Source organism: Verrucomicrobiota bacterium, assembly GCA_037139415.1.
Classification (GTDB): Bacteria; Verrucomicrobiota; Verrucomicrobiia; order Limisphaerales; family Fontisphaeraceae; genus JBAXGN01.
Genome location: JBAXGN010000039.1, coordinates 1 through 18,158, shown reverse-complemented (window position 1 = coordinate 18,158; position 18,158 = coordinate 1). Strand labels below are relative to the sequence as shown.

Below are 18,158 nucleotides of genomic sequence, written 5' to 3'. Positions count from 1 at the left end.
GAGTTATTCCTTGTCCGGGGCATTGATCGGCCCCGTTTTCCAGGCCCGGATGGTGCCGAGGTTGCGGGCATCCACCGGGTCGATCTCGCGAAACTGCGTCTGGGATTTTTCATCCAGACCGCGGATAAACGTGTTGCTGACGACAATTTCGCTCGAGCCGGCTTTGGCGAGCAAGCGGTTGGCCATATTGATGGCGTCGCTCACCGCGCCGATGTGCGCCCGGCCGAACGGCTGAAGGGAAACCACCTGAATGTCCCCCATTGCGACGCCGATGTGAACGCCCTGCGAGGTCTGGATGCGGTCAATCTGGCGCTGCCATTGGTGGGAGATGGAATTGCCGAGGTCCACCAGGGCCTTGGCGCACTCCAGGGCGGATTGCTGGTAGCCTTCCGTGTGGCGGGGAATGCCGTACAGGCCGATCACCTCGTCGCCCACGAACTGGTAAATCATGCCGCCGCTGTTCAGGATTTCGTAGCGCGCCTTGGAATAAAACGAAGTCAGGCATTGGCGGATGACGGCGTCATTGCGCGTGTCGCGCACGTAACTGGAAAACGAACACAGGTCCGCGAGCACTGCCACGGCGCCCTTGTACATGCCGGGCGGCAAAATGGATTCCGGCGTCAGGTGATTCAGTTCCCGGAACTGCTTGAGCTTCCAAAAACCGAAGCTCCAGAGCAGCGCGGATTGCAGCGGGGTGGCCTTCCAGCTATCGCCGAACGCCCAGTGCCCCTTGGAATGATCCAGCGCGGCTTTGAGTTGGACCATATTGCCTTCCGAAAAGGCGTCAATCTCCAGGTTGAACCGCTTGCGGATGAGGGAAAACAGGAACGGCTCATCCCAGATTTCCAGCTTCAACCCCTTTTGGAGCCGAGACTCAATCTGGCGCTGAATATCCGGCCAGTCGGGGTATTCGCTGGTCGGCACCACGAGCACCAGCTTGGATGCGCCCACCAGTCGGGGGGCGTTGGAACCATATTTGCGCGCTACATGGCTGATGATATTGCTGGCGGGATAACCATACTTCACCTCGACAAAATACGGAGCGGCACCGGGAACCTGTACGCTGATATCGGCATATGCGCCCGGAAGAGCCAGATACGCTTCTTGATGGATTGTGATATCCACCGGGGCAATTTGCAGTTCATCCACATGCTGGAAGCGGCACAGGTTGCAGCAGATTTCCTCAAGGAACAGCCGCATTTCCCACATGGTGGTCGAGTCGAATTCTTCTTCCATAATTAAAAGTGTAGGGATGAATGGTGGTTTAAGGCGAGGACGAATAAAAGCTTACTATACCCGGAATCGTATTCTCCAGGCGTGGCCAAGCAGTTACGTATGAATGCACCCACACGCAATAGTGTAAATGAATTCTTGGACAATGCCATGGAAAAATTAAGGGGCCGGCTTGTCAGCAGTCTGCATCAAGCTCGGTTTGGTGCAAGCTGGAAGCGGCTGTCCCATTGCCCAACTGCAAACGGAGACTCGTTGCCTACTTTGGGAATCGCTCCCTTGGGCGACGCGACAACGGGGTTCCGGTCGGGAAAGGTGACTTTCCCCGGCGCAGGGTGCTGAAGAATTTGCATTGATCCAAGGCAGCACCGTAATCGGAAGCACCTGCCATCGGTTTCCAGACGGCCTCATCGCGGTAGAGCAATCGCCAGGATTTTGGCCCCCGCTCATCCCCGCCGTACTCGTAACGGTAAAATTGATTATGGATCATTTTTTCTCGATTCCATTACCAGTTCTGCCAATCCGGTTCATCGGGCGAATTAGATCGTCAAAAAATCTTATTGAGTACCGGGTTGGAAAACGTTACAAGTTCCAAGCGATCAGGGACTATGGGGCGGCCAAAACGGGGGGCGCAAGAAGGGTTGGTCTGTTTCATTTTCCACGTCGCACGAGCGGGGGGCGCGGCACGCCCCAAGCAACGGTTGTTTTGAAAAAAATATCGCCAGGAGAGGCCGGCCCGGGCCACTGGCATGGCATCCATCACATTGTAGAGGTAAATTATGAGCAAAGTACCACTGGCAGCAGGAGAGTTGACCGAAATCATCAAAGGTCTGAACAAAATGGCGCGCAATATCTGGTGGACCTGGAACCAGCCGGCGCAGGAAATTTTCGCCGAATTCTCCCCGCGCGCCTGGCAAAATCTCTACCACAACCCGGTGGCGGTGTTGCAGGAGGTCTCGGATTATGAAGCGCGGGTGAGGCTTCAAGACCCGGATTTTTATGAGCGCGTCAAAACCGTGTTGCACAGTTTTGAGCATTACCTGAATGATAAGGCGACTTGGGCCGCCCAACATGCGCCCGCGTTGCTGGAAAATCCGGTGGCGTATTTTTCCGCTGAATTTGGTTTCCATGAATCGCTGCCGATTGCCGCCGGCGGCTTGGGAGTGCTGGCCGGCGATCACGCCAAAGCCGCGAGCGACCTCGGACTTGGGTTTATCGGCATCAGCCTCTTCTATCGCGAGGGCTATTTTCAGCAGAGCATTAACCAGGATAACTGGCAGACGGAATATTATACGCTGCTGAATCCCAAGAATCTGCCGATGGAACCGGTGTTGAATGCGCGCGGTGAACCGCTGATGTGTTCCGTCAAGATTGCCATGAGCCAGGTTGTGTTCCGCGCCTGGCGCATCAACGTCGGGCGCGTGCCGGTGTATCTGCTTGATACCAATCTGCCGGAGAACGATCTGCATTATCGCGATTTGTGCCTGCGCGTGTACGGCGGCGATAGCTCCACCCGCATCATGCAGGAAATCCTGTTGGGGGTGGGTGGCGTGCGCTTGCTGCGCGCGATGGGCGTGCAGCCGTCCGTATTCCACATGAACGAGGGACACGCCGCGTTCCTGACCTTGGAGTTGATGCGGGAAAAATTGGGCGAAGGCAAAACCTTGGAAGAAGCCATGGCCGCCACGCGTGCCGAATGCATCTTTACTACGCACACGCCGGTGGAAGCCGGGCATGATCGTTTCTCGCCGGACTTGGTGAACTATGCCTGCAACAAATTCATGTCCAATCTTCGGGTGTCCCTGGATGAACTGATGGCCTTTGGCCGGGTGCATCCGGAAAATGCGAACGAGCCTTTCTGCATGACGGTTCTGGCGCTCAAATGTTCGCGCGCGGCCAACGCCGTGAGTGAATTGCACGGGCAGGTAAGCCGAAAGATGTGGAACTGTTTGTGGCCTGACCGCAAAGTCGAGGATGTTCCGATTGGATATATCACCAATGGCGTTCACTTGATGGGCTGGATGAAGGGGCCGATGCGTCGGTTCTGGCGGCGCAAATTTGCCGCCAGCGTGGCCGCCAGCGACCTGGCGGAGAACCGCCCGGTCGAGGGTGAAGTCACCAGCTTTTGGAGCCGCAAGCCCACACTGGCTTGGGAGGCCGAGGTGAATGCGCCGGAATTCTGGGCCAAGATGGCCGATCCCGCCTTTATTTCCGATGAAGAATTATGGGCCTTGCGTTATAAGCTGCGCCGGGAATTGATCGAGTTTGCCCGTCGCCGTCTGTTGCTCCAAGGGCAGCGGTTGGCGCAACGTGACTTTATCGAATTTGACGCGCTCTTGGATACCGATGCGCTGACCATTGGATTTGCCCGGCGCTTTGCCACGTATAAGCGCGCGCCGCTCATCTTCCAGCAATTTGAGAAAATTGTGCAGTTGTCCAAGGATAAACAGCACCCGGTGCAGTTCATCTTTGCTGGCAAGGCGCATCCCCGTGATGATGAAGGAAAAAAGTTTATTCAGCACATCATCCATCTGAGCAAGTTCAGCGACTTGAAAGGTCACTTGGTGTTCATCGAAAATTACGACATTCACGTCGCGCGCTCAATGGTCGCCGGCTGCGACGTCTGGCTGAACAACCCGCGCCGTCCGTTGGAAGCCTCAGGCACCAGCGGCCAGAAAGCCGGATGCCATGGCTGCTTGAACCTCAGCATCATGGATGGCTGGTGGCGGGAAGGTTATGACGGCACCAATGGCTTTGCCATTGGCGATGACACGCATCCGGACAGTGTGGAAGAACAAGATCGCCGGGATAGCGAAAATCTGTACCGCGTGTTGACCACGGAAGTGGTTCCCTGCTTCTTTAATCGTGACGCCTCCGGGTTACCGCGCAAGTGGATCCAAAAAATCCGCCGGGCGATGGTGACGTTGGTGCCTAAATACACCACGTGGCGAATGGTGCAGGAATACACCACGAAGTTTTACCACCAGCAGTAACAGTTTTACGATGCGCCCGCCGGCTTGTCACCATGCCGGCGGGTGCGCACCATCATGCTTTCGGGAATTAAATCCGTTACTCGCGACGAGCTGGAGTCCCTATTCTCTTCCTGGGGTTGGCCGGCCTATCGCGCCGCCCAAGTGCAGCGCTGGCTGTATCATCGGCGCGTGTCGGATTGGGATCAGATGAGTGATCTGCCACTGGCCTTCCGCGAAAAGCTGCGCGGCCAGTTCGGCCTTCTGCCGCTGAAGTTATTCTGCACCCAGGGGTTGCGGGGAGCCACCGTGAAGTTCCTCTGGCAGCTCGCGGATCAATCCCTGATCGAAAGCGTTCTGATTCCTGCCAGTCCCGGCCTGTATGGCGAGGCCAGTGATCGCCGCACCCTGTGCGTTTCCACCCAAGTGGGCTGCGCGTATGGGTGCAAGTTTTGCGCGAGCGGGCTTCAGGGATGGAAGCGCCATCTGACGGTGGATGAAATGGTTGAGCAGGTGGTGGCGGCGGAGCGCTGGTATGCGCAAAACGCCCCGGCGGAAGCGGCGGTCACCCCGGGTAAAGACCGGGCGATTGACAACCTGGTCATCATGGGCATGGGCGAACCCCTGGCCAACTATGAAAACCTGCTCAAGGCGCTGATCATCTGCAATGCGCCTTGGGGCTGCGGCATTGGCGCCCGAAAGATAACAATTTCCACCAGCGGTCTGGTGCCCCAGATTCTGCAACTGGCCAGGGAACCAATGCAGTTTCGACTGGCGATTTCTTTGCATGGCGCCACGGATGAAGTACGAGCCAAACTGATGCCTGTCAATCGCAAGTATCCGCTCGCCAAACTGGCCGAGGCCTGCGAGGCATACGTGCGCTGCAAGGGCAAGCTGATCACCTTCGAGTACATTCTCATTGCCGGTGTCAACGATGGTTTGGAACAAGTGCTGCCGCTTTCCCGCCTGGCCAAAAAACTCCACGCCAAGATCAACTTGATTCCTTATAATCACGTCCCGGAACTGGCTTGGGAGCGTCCCTCGGAGGAACGATGCCTGGCGTTTTTACGCGGGCTGGAGGCGGAGAGTGTAACCGTAAGCATGCGACAGGAAAAGGGGCAGGACATTGATGCCGCCTGTGGTCAGTTGCGTTTGCGTGCCCTCAAGGAAATGGCAGGGAGTGCGGTGCCGGAAAAAACCTCAACGGATTCGCCAACGCCGGTTTCATGATTCTCTGCTTTGATGCGACTCGTAAAATCGTTACTTTGTGCCCATGATTGCGTTGATTGATTATGGCTCCGGCAACTTGCGCAGCGTGGAAAAGGCACTGCTGCAAGTCGGGGCGGACGTACGGCGGGTCACGCGACCGGAAGGTCTGCGCGACGCGGCCGCGGTGGTGTTGCCGGGCGTGGGGGCGTTTGATGATTGCATCCATGCGTTGCAACGGCAGGAATTGCTGGCCGCGTGCCGGGCGTTTATTCAGACGGGGCGTCCCTTCCTTGGTATCTGCGTGGGGTATCAGGCGCTGTTCGAGAAGAGCGAGGAATTCAACAGTTGCGCCGCTGGTTTGGGCATATTCAAGGGGCGGGTGGTGCGTTTCAGCGGGGCGGGCGGCATCAAGGTGCCGCAAATTGGCTGGAACCAGGTTGCCCTGGCCCAGGCGGATTGTCCCCTATTTAAAGAACTTCCAGATCGCAGCTACTTTTATTTCGTGCATAGCTATTATCCGCAGCCGGTGGATGATTCGATTGTTGCCGCGCGGACGGAATATGGCGAAACGTTTGCTTCGGCCATTGCCTGGAATAATGTCTTTGCCACCCAGTTTCATCCCGAAAAAAGCCAGAAAGTCGGGTTGCAACTGTTGCGTAATTTTGTATCGCTGGTAAAATCCTGAACGATTTATGAGTGTTGAAAAAATTATCATTATTGGAACCGGCTGCGCTGGTTTGACGGCGGCGATCTATACGGCGCGCGCCGGCCTGAACCCGCTGGTGCTGGCTGGTCCCATGCCCGGCGGGCTGCTGACCACCACCAGTGTGGTGGAGAATTTTCCCGGCTTTCCGGAAGGGGTGGAGGGCTACGATCTCATGACCCGCATGCAACAGCAGGCGGAGCGCTTTGGCGCGCGCGTTCACTCTGGTGCGCTGGAAGCGGTGGATGTTTCGCAGTCGCCGTTTGCGCTCACGGTGGATGGCGAAAAAATTCAGGCCCAGACGTTGATCGTTGCCAGCGGGGCGGGGCACCGGCATCTTGGGTTGGAAAGCGAAACCAAGTTGGATAAACGCGGGGTGACCTATTGCGCCACCTGCGATGGCGCGCTGCCGATTTTCCGCAACCAGCCGTTGGTGGTGGCGGGCGGCGGCGATTCCGCTTGCGAAGAGGCCCAGTACTTGACGCGCTTTGGATCGGTGGTTTACCTGGTGCATCGCCGGGACACGCTACGCGCCTCGAAAATCATGGCGGAACGCACCTTGGCCAACCCGAAAATCAAGCCGGTGTGGGATTCCGTCATTACCGAAGTTCTCGACGTGGCGCAGAACAAGGTCATCGGGGTGCGTCTGAAAAATGTCAAGACCGGGGTGGAATCGGCGCTCACCTGCGCGGGGGTGTTTGTGGCCATCGGCCATGTGCCCAACACGCAACTGTTCAAGGGCATCCTGAATCAGGATGAGAATGGCTATATCATTCCTGTGGCAGGCACCGCCACAAATGTGCCGGGCATCTTTGTGGCGGGTGATTGCGCGGACCATGTCTATCGCCAGGCTATCACCGCCGCCGGCATGGGATGCGCCGCCGCTATTGATTGCGAACGGTATTTGGGGGCGCTGAATCAGTAGCCCGCGTTCATGAATTTGCAGATTTCTCCCCGGGAACTGGCATTGCTCCTGAATTCCGGGGTGCCGCCCCGCTTGCTTGATGTCCGGCAGCCCGAGGAGCACGCGATTGTCGCCCTGCCCGAATCGCGGCTGATTCCGTTGGATGAACTGTCCATGCGACTGGATGAATTGGCGGATTGGAAGGACGCCGATTTGGTGGTGTATTGCCATCACGGCATTCGCAGCATGCACGCCTTGGCCATCCTCCAGCGTCATGGGTTTCTCCGCGTGCAGAACCTTTCGGGCGGCATTGACCGCTGGAGTCAGGAAGTGGACCCGCGCGCTCCTCGCTACTGACGCGCTAGATTTTCTCCACTTTTTCGTACACCACCATCTCATCCCGGCCGCGCAAATCCTCCGGGTGATACCGCGGGATGGGATATTCCATTTGCTTGAACTGCACCGGCGCGGTCTTTTTATCCACGATGCCGACGGCGACGGCGACGCCGTAAATGATGGCCTCGGGGCGGGGCGGGCAGCCGGGAATGTAAAAATTGACCGGCAAAACTTTCTCCACCGGTCCCATCACATTATACATGTCGAACCAGATGCCGCCGCCGCACGCGCAGGAACCGATGGCAAACACCAGTTTGGGGGCGGGCATGGCGTCATACGCGCGCTTGAGCGATTTGGCGGTGCTGCGCATGGCCGGCCCCTGGCAGAGCATCACATCCGCATGGCGGGGCGACCCCACCAGTTTGATGCCGAACCGCTCCGCGTCATAATACGGGGTGAGCACATTCAGCACCTCAATGTCGCAGCCGTTGCAGCCGCCACTGTTGGCGTGATAGACCCAGAGTGAGCGGCCAAACATTTGCTGGCACAGATTCTTCAACATAGCGGTTGCCATTGGATGATCAGGTCAGTCGGCGAAGGCTTAATCCAGTTCGAGTTCGATGTCGCCCGTCTCGGAGGGTTTGTTCAGGTAGCTTCGGGAGCGATACACCCAGCGCTCGTTTTGCAGATCGTCGAAGCGATACCCTTTCATCTTCAACTGTTCCAGCGGGGTCGGTTCCTTGAAGCAGCGCCCGCACCGTTGGCAGGTGCTCATGAATAATTCCAGATTTTGCTGAATGTCCCCGATGGCGTTGGTGGCGTTCTCATATTCCTGGCTCATGGTGATCGCCTTTTCGGGGCAGACATCCGCGCAGCGCCCGCAGTAGGTGCAGCGGCGGCCGAGATATTTCAGAATCCGAATCTCCTGGCACGGATCAAACACCAAAATTTCGCGCGCCGGACAGTTGTTCGCGCAACCGGCGCAGCCGATGCACTTCGCGGCATTGAAAATCGGACGGCCGCGAAACCGTTCGGGCAATGGCCGGGCTTGCGCCGGGTAGGGCAGGGTGACCTGGCCGGCCCGGAGACACAAGAGCGCTTCCTGCAATTTAGCGGCGGAAAACATACAAACCTTTTCGGATCATTACCATCATGTTCACAATTGCTGAGGGCCACCGTGCCGGTTTTGGGCCGATTATGCAATGTTTTTTCTGTGCTGGAGAGTTCTTTAAAAACTATTGGGAAATCGGATGGACTTTTCAATAGAACGTCGGTATATTTTACCGTAATGATGAACCGTGGTAATGCAATATTAGGTTGGCACGTGTGTTTTTTGCTGTTCGGGTTGACCGTCCTCCAAGTGCGGGCTCAGCGGGGCTCTTACGAGTCGCCCGCCGTCTGGCATGCAACGCAAACCGTGACCAATACCGAGAACAAGGCCGAGTTTGTGCAGCGTGAGGGAACGCCACTCAAAATCGTTTTACATTTCCCCAAAGGGGAGTATGTCGAAGCGCCGGTGGTGGTATGGCTGCCACCCTACTGGGATTCCCCCAGCACATCACGTTGTCCGATAAAATACCTGACCAAATTTGGATACGTCGTGGCCTGTGTGGAGTATCGTTCGTCCAAGGTCGCGCCTTTCCCAGCCCAGTTGTACGATTGCAAGGCCGCCGTTCGCTGGTTGCGCCTGAATGCTGCCCAGTACCATTTGGCCGCCGACCATATCGCAGTTTATGGGGCCGTCGGCGGAGCACATCTGGCAGCATTACTCGGCACCACTGGCGATATTAAGGAATTGGAAGGCACGGATAACCCGGGGGCGTCCAGCAAGGTTCAAGCAGTCTGCGCCATTTCGCCGCCGGTAAATTTCAGTCTGATCAAAACCAATGAGTCCTATCTGGCATCAGCCTATGTCGCACCCGCTCGGTTGCTTGGCGGCCCCATAGGAGATTTACCGGAGGAAGCGCAGGTGGCGAATCCATCCCGGTACGCCGACTATAAATCCGCTCCGTTCTTTATTGTTCAAGGCACACGTGATTGGACTAATCCCCAGTATCAAAGCGTGCTGCTCCACTACTCCTTGGCTAGCAAAGGCGTTCGCACCCAATTAAAGCTGGTGCGCGGATGGCATTTTACCGAACCGCCCGAGGAAGTCGTTTACGACATGCACTTCTTTTTGGAAAAATATTTAAAAGTGCGCAAAGTTTATCCCACCGGTGATGGGGCGGTGCAATAAGATGACTTGTAATACATCCAGGCGGAATGAGAGTTTCGGCTCAGTACTCGCCTGGCTCGCATTGTTTCCGTTAACCCTTTTGACTCCATCATGGGCCTGAAAGAAAAATTTCCTGGCGGTGTGCTGACGTTCGTGGGATTCATGTTATCGCCGCTTTCCTGGTGGAACGATGCGTTTGTCAACCTGCCTTTGGCGTATGCGTTTGCCTGGGTGGTGAGCCGGTTGTATCACCCGGTATTTGGTCCCGCTCTCATTGTTGGCTACTGGCTCACCAATCTGTTGGGTTTCATTCTCATGCATAAAGGATTGCGAGCTCTGCTATCGCCAGAGGAAAAGGCGGCCTGCAAACAAGAGTGGAAAAAAGACGTGATCGTTTCGTTGCTTTATACGGCCCTGCTCGTCGTGCTCATCAAACTGAAAATACTCCAACCGTTTGAAGACTACTTTAAGAGCTAAATTCAGGATGAAAGGTGCTTTACTGCCCGGCGCGGGCAGGATTTAATTGCATTCAGCCGTCTATACATGATTGAATCCTGGCATAAACGCGATGCAGACGGCTTAAAAATGGCTTATGGCTGAAACGGATGTTTCGGAAAAAGATCCACGGGTGCTGGTGGTGGACGATGACCTCCACTTCTTGGAGCTATATAAACGCATTTTGCGTCGGCAAAATGTGGCGTTGGATACCGCCAGTTGCGGGGCGGAAGGTTTGGCTTTGGCCCAGGCCAAGGAATATGCCGCGATCTTGCTGGACATTTCGCTGGGCGATATGGATGGGTTCGAGGTGGCCCGCCAGATTCGAGCCAATCCGAAGGCGAAACATACCCCGATTCTTTTTCTGACCGCCCATCGCCAGGATCAACTTGGGATGGAGGAAGGTTACGCCATCGGGGCGGTGGATTATCTATTTAAGCCGTTCAACCCGCTGGCGCTACAAACTAAGGTGGATTTTTTCATCGAGCTGTTTTTGAAATCGAAGCGGCTGGAAGTTCTGGTCAAGGAACGCACCCGGGAGATCGTACGCTTGAAGGAGCAATTGGAGGCTGAAAACGTTTATCTTCGCGAGGAGATCAAAACCATCAGCCATCATGAAATCCTCGGTTGCAGCAAAGCTATCCAGCGTGTTTTGGCCGCCGTCAAACAAGTGGCGGGGACGCCCACAACGGTATTGGTATTGGGCGAAACGGGCAGCGGCAAGGAATTGCTTGCCCGGGCGATTCATGAGCAAAGCCCGCGCCAGCCGCGCTCCATGGTCAAGGTCAACTGTGCGGCGCTTCCGACCAACCTGATTGAAAGCGAATTGTTTGGCCGGGAAAAGGGTGCCTTCACCGGTGCCCATACCAGTGCAGCGGGACGGTTTGAGTTGGCGGATGGTTCCTCATTGTTCCTGGATGAAATTGGAGAACTCCCCTTGGAACTGCAGACCAAACTACTCCGGGTGCTCCAGGAAGGCCAGTTTGAGCGGGTGGGTAGCACCAAAACCTTGAAAGTGGATGTGCGGTTAATTACCGCCACGAATCGCGACCTTGGCCGCGCGGTTCGCGAAGGCCGGTTTCGCGAGGATTTATATTATCGCCTCAATGTGTTTCCCATTACCGTGCCGCCGTTGCGCGAGCGGCGCGAGGATATTCCCATTTTGGTGCGTGCGTTCGTGCAGGAGTTTGCCACTCGCATGAGCAAGCGCATTCAAACGATTCCACGCAAAGCACTGGATATGCTCACGCAATATAACTGGCCTGGCAATGTGCGCGAACTGCGTAATATTGTGGAGCGTGCCATGATTCTATCGCCCGGTCCAGCCTTGCAAGTCGAGTTGCCGCAGTTCGCCAATTACCCCGATCCTGTGTCTGGTCGCTTGAAGGATGTTGAGCGGGACCATATCCTGGCCGTTTTGGACAAAGTCAACTGGCGCATACGCGGTTCGCAAGGAGCTGCAGAAATCCTGGCGCTAAAGCCAACGACGCTCGAAGCCCGCATGAAAAAACTGGGCTTGGAACGCATCAAACGGTAGTGCGAGTGATTCCGTTTATAATCGGAAATATTACTCCGTCTCCAATATTTTGGAGGTTGTCTTTTTTATCATCGGGATGCTTTTCCTAATCTGACAGGGCATACAAGTGATACTTTATTCTAAAAACCTCGGATTATACGACTACTATGAGTAAAACAGTCGCCTAAGCGCAACAATCCATGTCTGCTCGATGCATAGATAAATGAAGTATCTCCAAAATAGTGGAGTCAACTCCACTATTTTGGAGATAAGATAGAGTAGTATTGCCATATCCGATGGAAGGCAACGCCGCGATGAGAAAATATTTGGCCTCAATCGTGGGATGTAAAAGCCTAGACATAAGTAACATGCGTAAAATAATCAGCACACGCAATGAGCTTCAAACACTACCCAGTTTCAACATGGCATAGGTTATGCGATTGTCAAATGTTGTGGTGAACGTCAGCAGAAAACGGCGGGAACCATTCGGAAAAAAGCGTGATGATAGATACGATTATGAAACGGATATTGAAAAAGGCAAATCGGACTAATATGGCAGGCAACCTCAAAAAAGTTACCACTAGCGGGACACGAAACGGAAGGGTGTCCGTATTACCAGTAAACAGGGCTGTCAATCATTTCCGGAGACCGACCATAGCTGAAGTTCCACGTAATACCGTGGCATTTCCCGAGCCTGTACGTCTCACCGAGTCGGCGGATAGTTTGACCCTCTACATGCGGGAAGTAGGGCAAGTTGAACTAATTACGCCTCAAGAGGAAGTAATCCTGGCCAAGAAAATCAAACGTGGCGACGCGGCGGCTCGGGAGAAGATGATTCGTGCGAATTTACGGTTGGTGGTGAAGATTGCCCGCGAATATGAAGGCTACGGCCTCCCGCTATTGGACCTCATCAATGAGGGCAACATCGGGTTGATGCGGGCAGTAGAAAAGTTTGATCCCGCCAAGGGTGGCAAGTTATCCACTTACAGCTCTTGGTGGATAAAGCAATCCATTCGGCGCGGAATAGCCAACCAAGCCAAGACGGTGAGATTGCCCATTCACATGCTGGATAAAATGGCCAAGGTGCGCCGGGTAGTCAACCATTTGACCGATGCTTTTGGGCAGGAACCCTCTGATGAAGAAGTAGCAGCCGAAATGGGGCTGTCGGTGAAGCGTATCAATCGGATTCGTAGCGCCGGGGTGCAAACATCTTCGATGGATGCTCCGGTGGGTGATGATTCCTCCAATCGCATGGGCGATCTCATTGCCGATGAGCGCGCGGTGCTGCCACACGAGCAAATTGACCACCAAACCATGCTCGATATGTTGGGCGATCTGATTGACCGTTTGCCGGAGCGCGAGTTGAATATTCTGCGGCTTCGCTTTGGTCTGGATGGCGGTGGCGAGCGGTCGCTTGAGGATATTGGCAGCGAGTTCGGTGTGACGCGCGAGCGGATTCGCCAATTGCAAAATCTGGCCCTCCTCAAATTGCGCAAGATGATCGAGGCGCGCGATGCCTCTCGCGTTGCCGCCTGAGGAAGATAATTTACCGATACAATTCAAACGGCGTCCGCTTGGACGCCGTTTTTTGTCGCCTTCCAGATTAAATATGCGCTCCGCTCCAATGGAGCTTTTGACGCAGTGTTTTGAAGAATGAGCTTCCAGCCAGGTGGACCAACCGAAATGCATGACGGCTGCGGACAATGCGGACACAATCCCCGCACAGCACATCCAGCAAACGCTCGCCATCGCCCGAGAGCGTAATTTCCGGGGTTTTACACAATACCTTGACAGAGATTTCCGAATTCAGACTGAGAATGATCGAACGATTGGACAGGGTGTGCGGACAAATCGGCGTTAGGGTAAACACTTCTGCCGATGGACTCACAATCGCGCCGCCCGCAGAAAGCGAATAGGCGGTGGAACCCGTCGGCGAACTGATGATCAACCCGTCGCAGCGATACCGGGTCAGTTCTTGGCCGTCCACAAAAACCTCCAGTTCCACCATGCGCGACCCGGTTTTGCGCCCCATCACAAATTCGTTGAGCGCTGGATGGGTTTGCGGGTGATCGCCGTGCTGGGTGTGCGCTTCGATCAGCGGGCGGGATTCGATGGCGTATTGTCCCGCCAACACTTGCGGCAGTACCGTGTTCATTTCGCGCACGGAGGCACCTGTTAAAAAGCCCAGTCCGCCCAAGTTGATGCCCAGTACTGGGGTAGCGGATCCATCGAGGTCATGCGCTGCCCGCAACATGGTGCCATCTCCGCCAAAGACCAGGATCAAGTTGCAGCGCGCGGCCAGTTGCGCGGGAACGTCAAACGTTTCGCAGTCCAGATTGCAACACTGCGCGGTGGCGGACTCCGCGCAAATACTTACCCCCGCCTTTTGGATCAGCGTGGCGGCCGTCACCACGGCGTGCAACCCCGCCTTTTTTTCGGTGTTGGCCAGCAGCCCGACGCATTTGATGTTGGATTTGGCGTTCATGGTTCAGGCTGGTTTGTGCAGCCGTACTAAAAATTCCTTATTGCCCGCCGGGCCTAAAAGCGGCGAGGGAGTGACACCCTGCCAGGTTAAGTTGCCCAGACCCGCGACGAATGCTTCCAATTCCACCAAAATCCGGCGGTGAATTTCCGGATCCGTGATCACACCCTCCCCCTCGTCTGCTTCGGCCTTGCCGGCTTCAAACTGCGGTTTGATCAAAGCCACCAAGTCCCCACCAGATTTCACCAGGGCGGCGACGGGCGTGAGGATTTTCCGCAGGGAAATAAAGGAACAGTCAATCACCGCCAGGTCAGCGGTTACAAATCCGGGATTGAAATTGGCCGGATTCAGGGAACGCGCATTGGTTTTTTCCATGACCACCACGCGCGAATCGCACCTCAGTTTCCAAGCCAATTGTCCGCGCCCGACGTCCACGGCATACACTTTGGCGGCGCCGCGTTGCAACAGGCAATCGGTAAAACCTCCAGTGGAAGCACCAATATCCAACACGGTGAGGGCGGTGACCTCCAACTGAAAATGCTCCAAGGCATGTTCGAGTTTGTAACCGCCCCGGCTTACAAAATTTTCAGGCGCAATCAGTTCAACCAAATCCGCCAGCGACGCCAGGTCGCTGGCCTTTTGCGCCGTGTGTCCGTTCACCTTCACCTGGCCGGATAGGATGGCGCGTTTGGCTTTCTCACGGCTATCGCACAGGCCGCGCTCCACCAGCGCCACATCCAGCCGGACGGGTTTTGCCGTTGGCGTCCGCATGGTTTCGGCATGAATCACGCCTTGCCTTTGGCAATATGCTCCTGCACGTGCCGGTAGGCAGTCAGGAAAAGATCGTTGTCCGCCACGGTTTTTTGAATGATCTTGTCGAGGTTTTCAAAGTCATTGCTATGCACCACCGCGTGGACGCTTTGCTGGAACGCCAGCATGGGATGCAAGCTTTGAAAACTATCGCCCAACAGAAAAACCGTGGCGTGCCGACGTAAAATCATGGGCAGAGTTTGGACGAATTGCAGCCCGCGGTTATCCTTGAACTCGGCGCAATCAAACAGTTCCTCAATGATTACCACTTGGTAAGCAAACTGGGTGAAACGGTTGCTGAAGTCGTCCGTACCTTGCGCAACATGCACTTTATAGCCAAGCGAATCCAGCGCGGCCAGCGCCCGCACCTGCCATTCGAGTGAACTGATGGCCAGCAAAGCCGGCTTATCGGTGGCGCTGATAAAATCAAATTCAAATGCCATGGGATGCTCCTTTATTTAAGTTTCAAAACTGCCGGAATGGGCGGGGCGGCACTCCGGGCCGCCTCTTCGGTTCGCTTCATTTGCAGATCCGCATACGCAATGGTGCTTTCGCCGCGCTTCTTCTTGATATTGTCAATGCCTCGGCTGACAATGCCGCGTTTAGTGGAATATTGCAGGGCGCTTTCCTCCGTGATGATCCCGTTGTCAAACGCTTCCAGCACCGCATGATCAAAATGCCGCCAGCCAAACGTATTGCTGGCTTCAATGATTTCGTAGAAGCTCTTGCCTTCGCTTTCACCGTGGACAATGCTATCCTTGGTGCGGATGTTGTTGCCCATGATTTCCAGCAGCGCATAGCGGCCGCCGCCCACCTTGGGTGCCAGGCGCTGGCTGACAATCCAGCGCAGCGTATCCGCCAACCGAAGCCGCACCTGCTCCTGCTCTTCCGGTTCAAACATGCCCAGGATGCGGTTGATGGTCTGGCCGGCGTCAATGGTGTGCAGTGTGCTGACCACCAAATGGCCCGTCTCCGCCGCGCTCAGCCCGATTTCCACAGTTTCGCGGTCGCGCATTTCGCCCACCAGGATGATCTTCGGCGCCTGCCGCAATGCGGCGCGCAACCCGCTGGAAAAGGAGTCGAAATCGTTCCCCATCTCCCGTTGGTTGAACGTCGCTCTTTTCTGCGGATGCACAAATTCGACCGGATCCTCCAATGTGATGATATGAATGGACTTGGTTTCATTGATCTCGTTCAGCAAGGCCGCCAGGGTGGTGGATTTGCCGGAACCAGTCGCTCCCGTTACCAATACTAGCCCGGTTTTTTCCTTGGCAACCTGGAGAAAAATCTCAGGCATTTTCAGGTCGGCGAGGGTGGGAATTTTCGTGTTTAATTTGCGCAGCACGCACGAATAATTGCCGCGCTGGCTAAAGATGTTCACCCGGAACCGCGCCCTGCCGGTGAGACTGTATGAGGAGTCGCACGACCCCTTTTGCAGCAAATCCTCAAGCAACCGGCGGTTGCCACTGATCAGGTTGAGCGTTACCATTTCGGTCTGAAAGGGCGTCAATTTCTCCACGTTTGGATCGATGGCTACCGGGGCCAATTGCCCTTCGGTCTCAACCTGCAACGATTTGTCCACCGTTATGTTGAGGTCCGACACGTCCTTGTGTGAATCCAACATCGTGCTCAGAATGTAATCAAGGTCATTGCGTCGCATACAGCGGCTCCATTTGGTTGAATGTTAAATGGTTTCGGTCTGGTTTCAATTCGGCAGGACTGGCCGCCCGCCCGCCACCAGTTACATGGTATCATCATCCTCGGGCGGGTGCGGTAGAAACGGGCGGAATTTCTTTTTATCGAGACACTTGTCATAGGCCTCTTCCGGCGAAATCCGTTTCATTTTTAGGTGGTCCATGATGGCGTCATCCAGCGGCTGGTTGCCGATGCGTTTACCCACCTGGATCATGCCGGGAATCTGGTGCGTCTTTCCCTCGCGCACCAGGTTGGCGACTGCCGTGGTGAATACCAGGATTTCGAGCGCGGCGACGCGCCCCTTCTTGTCAATGCGTTTGAACAGGTTCTGCGCCACGACCCCTTTCAGCGCCTCGGAAAGCGTGGCACGAATCTTGTTCTGCTGGTCGGCGGGAAACACGTCGATGATGCGATCTACCGTTTTGGCAGCGCTTTGCGTGTGGAGCGTGCCGAAAACCAAGTGCCCGGTGCTCGCCGCCGTCAGTGCCAGTTCGATGGTTTCCAAGTCGCGCATTTCACCAACCAGAATGATGTCCGGGTCTTCCCGCAACGCGCCGCGTAGTGCCGAAGCAAACGACTTGGTGTGAATGCCCACTTCCCGGTGATTGACCAGCGCGTTTTTGCTCTCATGCACGAATTCGATGGGATCTTCCACCGTCAAAATGTGGTCTTTGCGGTTTTTATTGCAGTAGTCCACCATCGCCGCCAGCGTGGTGGATTTGCCCGACCCGGTCGGTCCGGTGACCAACACCAAGCCTTTGTGCAACATGGCGAATTTCCTGAGTACCGCCGGCAGCGGTGCGTCGAATTTTTCAAAGTCCTCGAACGACAATACTTTCGACGGAATTTGACGAAACACGGCCGCCACGCCATATTTCTGCATAAAGAAGTTGGCGCGGAACCGGGAAACGTTGGGAATCTCATAACCGAAATCCACGTCGCCAGTTTCCTCGAACTGTTTTACTTTATACTCTGGCGTGATTTCGTAGAGCATGGCTTTCAATTGGTCACTTTCCAATGGCGGGAAATCCACCCGGTGCAATTCGCCGCTAATGCGTAGAATGGGCGGGTTACCGGAAGAAAGATGCAGGTCGGAAGCCTTTTGCTCGAACATCAAGTTGAAAAATGAGTCAATTTTTGCCATAAAATTTCACCATCGTTGTCAATTCGCGTTACCTTTAGCTGTTTTCTTTGAAAACCGCAAGTTCAAACGCAATAAATAACCCCTTTTTTGACCTTTTCCTTTTCGTCTCCAATTATTCCCTCATTTTTTTTGACATTCGTGTCGTTTTTAGTTTATTTTTTAGTCATTATGAATGAGATAAGAAGTCAATTCTATTTGACCGCAGCGTGTCAAGTGCGGCGAAAAAGCAATTTCCTGCTATCAATTTCGCTGAAATGAAATCGCCTAATAGCGCTCAACCGCCTCGGTACGCAAGCCTTGATTTCTGGAGGGGTGTTGCTTGTTTGTCAGTGGTTGTTTATCACTCCACCATGTACAAGCTCGGAAATACAGCCTTTTATGAGAGCATGGATAAACTATACAGCAGCGCATAAATAACGCTACATAAAGATTCTTAAAAAAACGGTTTGA

18 protein-coding genes are annotated in these 18,158 nt (G+C 55.0%); 9 read left to right on the top strand and 9 right to left on the bottom strand.

The genetic code is table 11. From position 1 onward, the window contains the following. Positions 1-3 precede the first annotated feature (3 nt). Together WCO56_08915 and WCO56_08910 are read right to left on the bottom strand one after the other, a co-directional pair. Positions 4-1,236 carry an adenylate/guanylate cyclase domain-containing protein gene (locus WCO56_08915; GenBank protein MEI7729682.1) on the bottom strand — a complete coding sequence of 411 codons (1,233 nt, stop codon included), beginning with the start codon at positions 1,234-1,236 and terminating at the stop codon, positions 4-6. Positions 1,237-1,489: 253 nt separating this feature from the next. Beyond that, complete coding sequence (locus tag WCO56_08910; protein MEI7729681.1) at positions 1,490-1,720, bottom strand: hypothetical protein; 231 nt, start codon at positions 1,718-1,720, stop codon at positions 1,490-1,492. A gap of 289 nt (positions 1,721-2,009) precedes the next feature. Here WCO56_08910 and glgP point away from each other — a divergent pair, with 289 nt between their 5' ends. Genes glgP through WCO56_08885 form a run of 5 tightly spaced genes read left to right on the top strand, consistent with a single transcriptional unit; the run spans position 2,010 to position 7,372 of the window. Beyond that, positions 2,010-4,223: an alpha-glucan family phosphorylase gene (gene glgP, locus WCO56_08905; GenBank protein ID MEI7729680.1), complete on the top strand. Its 2,214-nt coding sequence runs from the start codon at positions 2,010-2,012 to the stop codon at positions 4,221-4,223. 42 nt (positions 4,224-4,265) lie between these two features. After that, a complete protein-coding gene (gene rlmN / locus WCO56_08900) occupies positions 4,266-5,429 on the top strand; it encodes a 23S rRNA (adenine(2503)-C(2))-methyltransferase RlmN (protein ID MEI7729679.1) in 1,164 nt (387 codons plus the stop codon). Positions 5,430-5,472: 43 nt separating this feature from the next. Next, the gene (gene hisH, locus WCO56_08895) at positions 5,473-6,093 is read left to right on the top strand and encodes an imidazole glycerol phosphate synthase subunit HisH (protein MEI7729678.1); all 621 of its coding nucleotides are present in this window, start codon (positions 5,473-5,475) and stop codon (positions 6,091-6,093) included. Between the two features lie 7 nt (positions 6,094-6,100). Continuing rightward, positions 6,101-7,036 (top strand): thioredoxin-disulfide reductase, encoded by a 936-nt coding sequence (gene trxB / locus WCO56_08890; protein ID MEI7729677.1) that lies wholly within the window; start codon positions 6,101-6,103, stop codon positions 7,034-7,036. A gap of 9 nt (positions 7,037-7,045) precedes the next feature. Continuing rightward, positions 7,046-7,372, top strand: a complete 327-nt coding sequence (locus WCO56_08885) for a rhodanese-like domain-containing protein (protein MEI7729676.1) — start codon at positions 7,046-7,048, stop codon at positions 7,370-7,372. Positions 7,373-7,376: 4 nt separating this feature from the next. Here the strand turns inward: WCO56_08885 and WCO56_08880 are convergent, their stop codons facing one another. Next, a complete protein-coding gene (locus WCO56_08880; GenBank protein ID MEI7729675.1) occupies positions 7,377-7,913 on the bottom strand; it encodes an NADH-quinone oxidoreductase subunit B family protein in 537 nt (178 codons plus the stop codon). 39 nt (positions 7,914-7,952) lie between these two features. Further along, the gene (locus WCO56_08875; GenBank protein ID MEI7729674.1) at positions 7,953-8,477 is read right to left on the bottom strand and encodes a 4Fe-4S dicluster domain-containing protein; all 525 of its coding nucleotides are present in this window, start codon (positions 8,475-8,477) and stop codon (positions 7,953-7,955) included. A gap of 198 nt (positions 8,478-8,675) precedes the next feature. Here WCO56_08875 and WCO56_08870 point away from each other — a divergent pair, with 198 nt between their 5' ends. The 4 genes from WCO56_08870 (at position 8,676) to WCO56_08855 (ending at position 13,113) form a co-directional block, all read left to right on the top strand. After that, positions 8,676-9,587, top strand: coding sequence for an alpha/beta hydrolase (locus WCO56_08870; GenBank protein MEI7729673.1), 912 nt, complete (start codon positions 8,676-8,678; stop codon positions 9,585-9,587). 90 nt (positions 9,588-9,677) lie between these two features. After that, positions 9,678-10,043, top strand: a complete 366-nt coding sequence (locus tag WCO56_08865; protein ID MEI7729672.1) for a hypothetical protein — start codon at positions 9,678-9,680, stop codon at positions 10,041-10,043. A 115-nt stretch (positions 10,044-10,158) separates the two neighbouring features. Further along, positions 10,159-11,598, top strand: a complete 1,440-nt coding sequence (locus WCO56_08860; protein MEI7729671.1) for a sigma-54 dependent transcriptional regulator — start codon at positions 10,159-10,161, stop codon at positions 11,596-11,598. Between the two features lie 495 nt (positions 11,599-12,093). Next, on the top strand, positions 12,094-13,113 hold the full coding sequence (locus WCO56_08855; GenBank protein ID MEI7729670.1) for a sigma-70 family RNA polymerase sigma factor: 1,020 nt from the start codon (positions 12,094-12,096) through the stop codon (positions 13,111-13,113). 67 nt (positions 13,114-13,180) lie between these two features. On the opposite strand, the gene WCO56_08850 is transcribed toward WCO56_08855, so the two are convergent. The 5 genes from WCO56_08850 to WCO56_08830 form a co-directional block, all read right to left on the bottom strand. Continuing rightward, positions 13,181-14,062, bottom strand: a complete 882-nt coding sequence (locus WCO56_08850) for an NAD(+)/NADH kinase (GenBank protein ID MEI7729669.1) — start codon at positions 14,060-14,062, stop codon at positions 13,181-13,183. Positions 14,063-14,065: 3 nt separating this feature from the next. Beyond that, positions 14,066-14,848, bottom strand: a complete 783-nt coding sequence (locus WCO56_08845; protein ID MEI7729668.1) for a TlyA family RNA methyltransferase — start codon at positions 14,846-14,848, stop codon at positions 14,066-14,068. Continuing rightward, positions 14,845-15,312: a hypothetical protein gene (locus WCO56_08840; GenBank protein ID MEI7729667.1), complete on the bottom strand. Its 468-nt coding sequence runs from the start codon at positions 15,310-15,312 to the stop codon at positions 14,845-14,847. Before WCO56_08840 ends, WCO56_08845 begins: the two co-directional genes overlap by 4 nt. A gap of 11 nt (positions 15,313-15,323) precedes the next feature. Continuing rightward, positions 15,324-16,529 carry a PilT/PilU family type 4a pilus ATPase gene (locus WCO56_08835; GenBank protein ID MEI7729666.1) on the bottom strand — a complete coding sequence of 402 codons (1,206 nt, stop codon included), beginning with the start codon at positions 16,527-16,529 and terminating at the stop codon, positions 15,324-15,326. An 81-nt stretch (positions 16,530-16,610) separates the two neighbouring features. Further along, a complete protein-coding gene (locus WCO56_08830) occupies positions 16,611-17,708 on the bottom strand; it encodes a type IV pilus twitching motility protein PilT (GenBank protein ID MEI7729665.1) in 1,098 nt (365 codons plus the stop codon). Positions 17,709-18,158 lie beyond the last annotated feature (450 nt).

Excerpts from the sequence above, each read along its gene's own strand:
- WCO56_08840 (MEI7729667.1), bottom strand. The coding sequence starts at position 15,312 with ATGGCATTTGAATTTGATTTTATCAGCGCCACCGATAAGCCGGCTTTG.
- WCO56_08855 (MEI7729670.1), top strand. The coding sequence starts at position 12,094 with ATGAAACGGATATTGAAAAAGGCAAATCGGACTAATATGGCAGGCAAC.
- WCO56_08850 (MEI7729669.1), bottom strand. The coding sequence starts at position 14,062 with ATGAACGCCAAATCCAACATCAAATGCGTCGGGCTGCTGGCCAACACC.
- WCO56_08910 (MEI7729681.1), bottom strand. The coding sequence starts at position 1,720 with ATGATCCATAATCAATTTTACCGTTACGAGTACGGCGGGGATGAGCGG.
- WCO56_08835 (MEI7729666.1), bottom strand. The coding sequence starts at position 16,529 with ATGCGACGCAATGACCTTGATTACATTCTGAGCACGATGTTGGATTCA.
- WCO56_08875 (MEI7729674.1), bottom strand. The coding sequence starts at position 8,477 with ATGTTTTCCGCCGCTAAATTGCAGGAAGCGCTCTTGTGTCTCCGGGCC.
- glgP (MEI7729680.1), top strand. The coding sequence starts at position 2,010 with ATGAGCAAAGTACCACTGGCAGCAGGAGAGTTGACCGAAATCATCAAA.
- WCO56_08880 (MEI7729675.1), bottom strand. The coding sequence starts at position 7,913 with ATGTTGAAGAATCTGTGCCAGCAAATGTTTGGCCGCTCACTCTGGGTC.
- WCO56_08885 (MEI7729676.1), top strand. The coding sequence starts at position 7,046 with ATGAATTTGCAGATTTCTCCCCGGGAACTGGCATTGCTCCTGAATTCC.
- WCO56_08865 (MEI7729672.1), top strand. The coding sequence starts at position 9,678 with ATGGGCCTGAAAGAAAAATTTCCTGGCGGTGTGCTGACGTTCGTGGGA.
- trxB (MEI7729677.1), top strand. The coding sequence starts at position 6,101 with ATGAGTGTTGAAAAAATTATCATTATTGGAACCGGCTGCGCTGGTTTG.
- hisH (MEI7729678.1), top strand. The coding sequence starts at position 5,473 with ATGATTGCGTTGATTGATTATGGCTCCGGCAACTTGCGCAGCGTGGAA.
- WCO56_08860 (MEI7729671.1), top strand. The coding sequence starts at position 10,159 with ATGGCTGAAACGGATGTTTCGGAAAAAGATCCACGGGTGCTGGTGGTG.
- WCO56_08830 (MEI7729665.1), bottom strand. The coding sequence starts at position 17,708 with ATGGCAAAAATTGACTCATTTTTCAACTTGATGTTCGAGCAAAAGGCT.
- WCO56_08915 (MEI7729682.1), bottom strand. The coding sequence starts at position 1,236 with ATGGAAGAAGAATTCGACTCGACCACCATGTGGGAAATGCGGCTGTTC.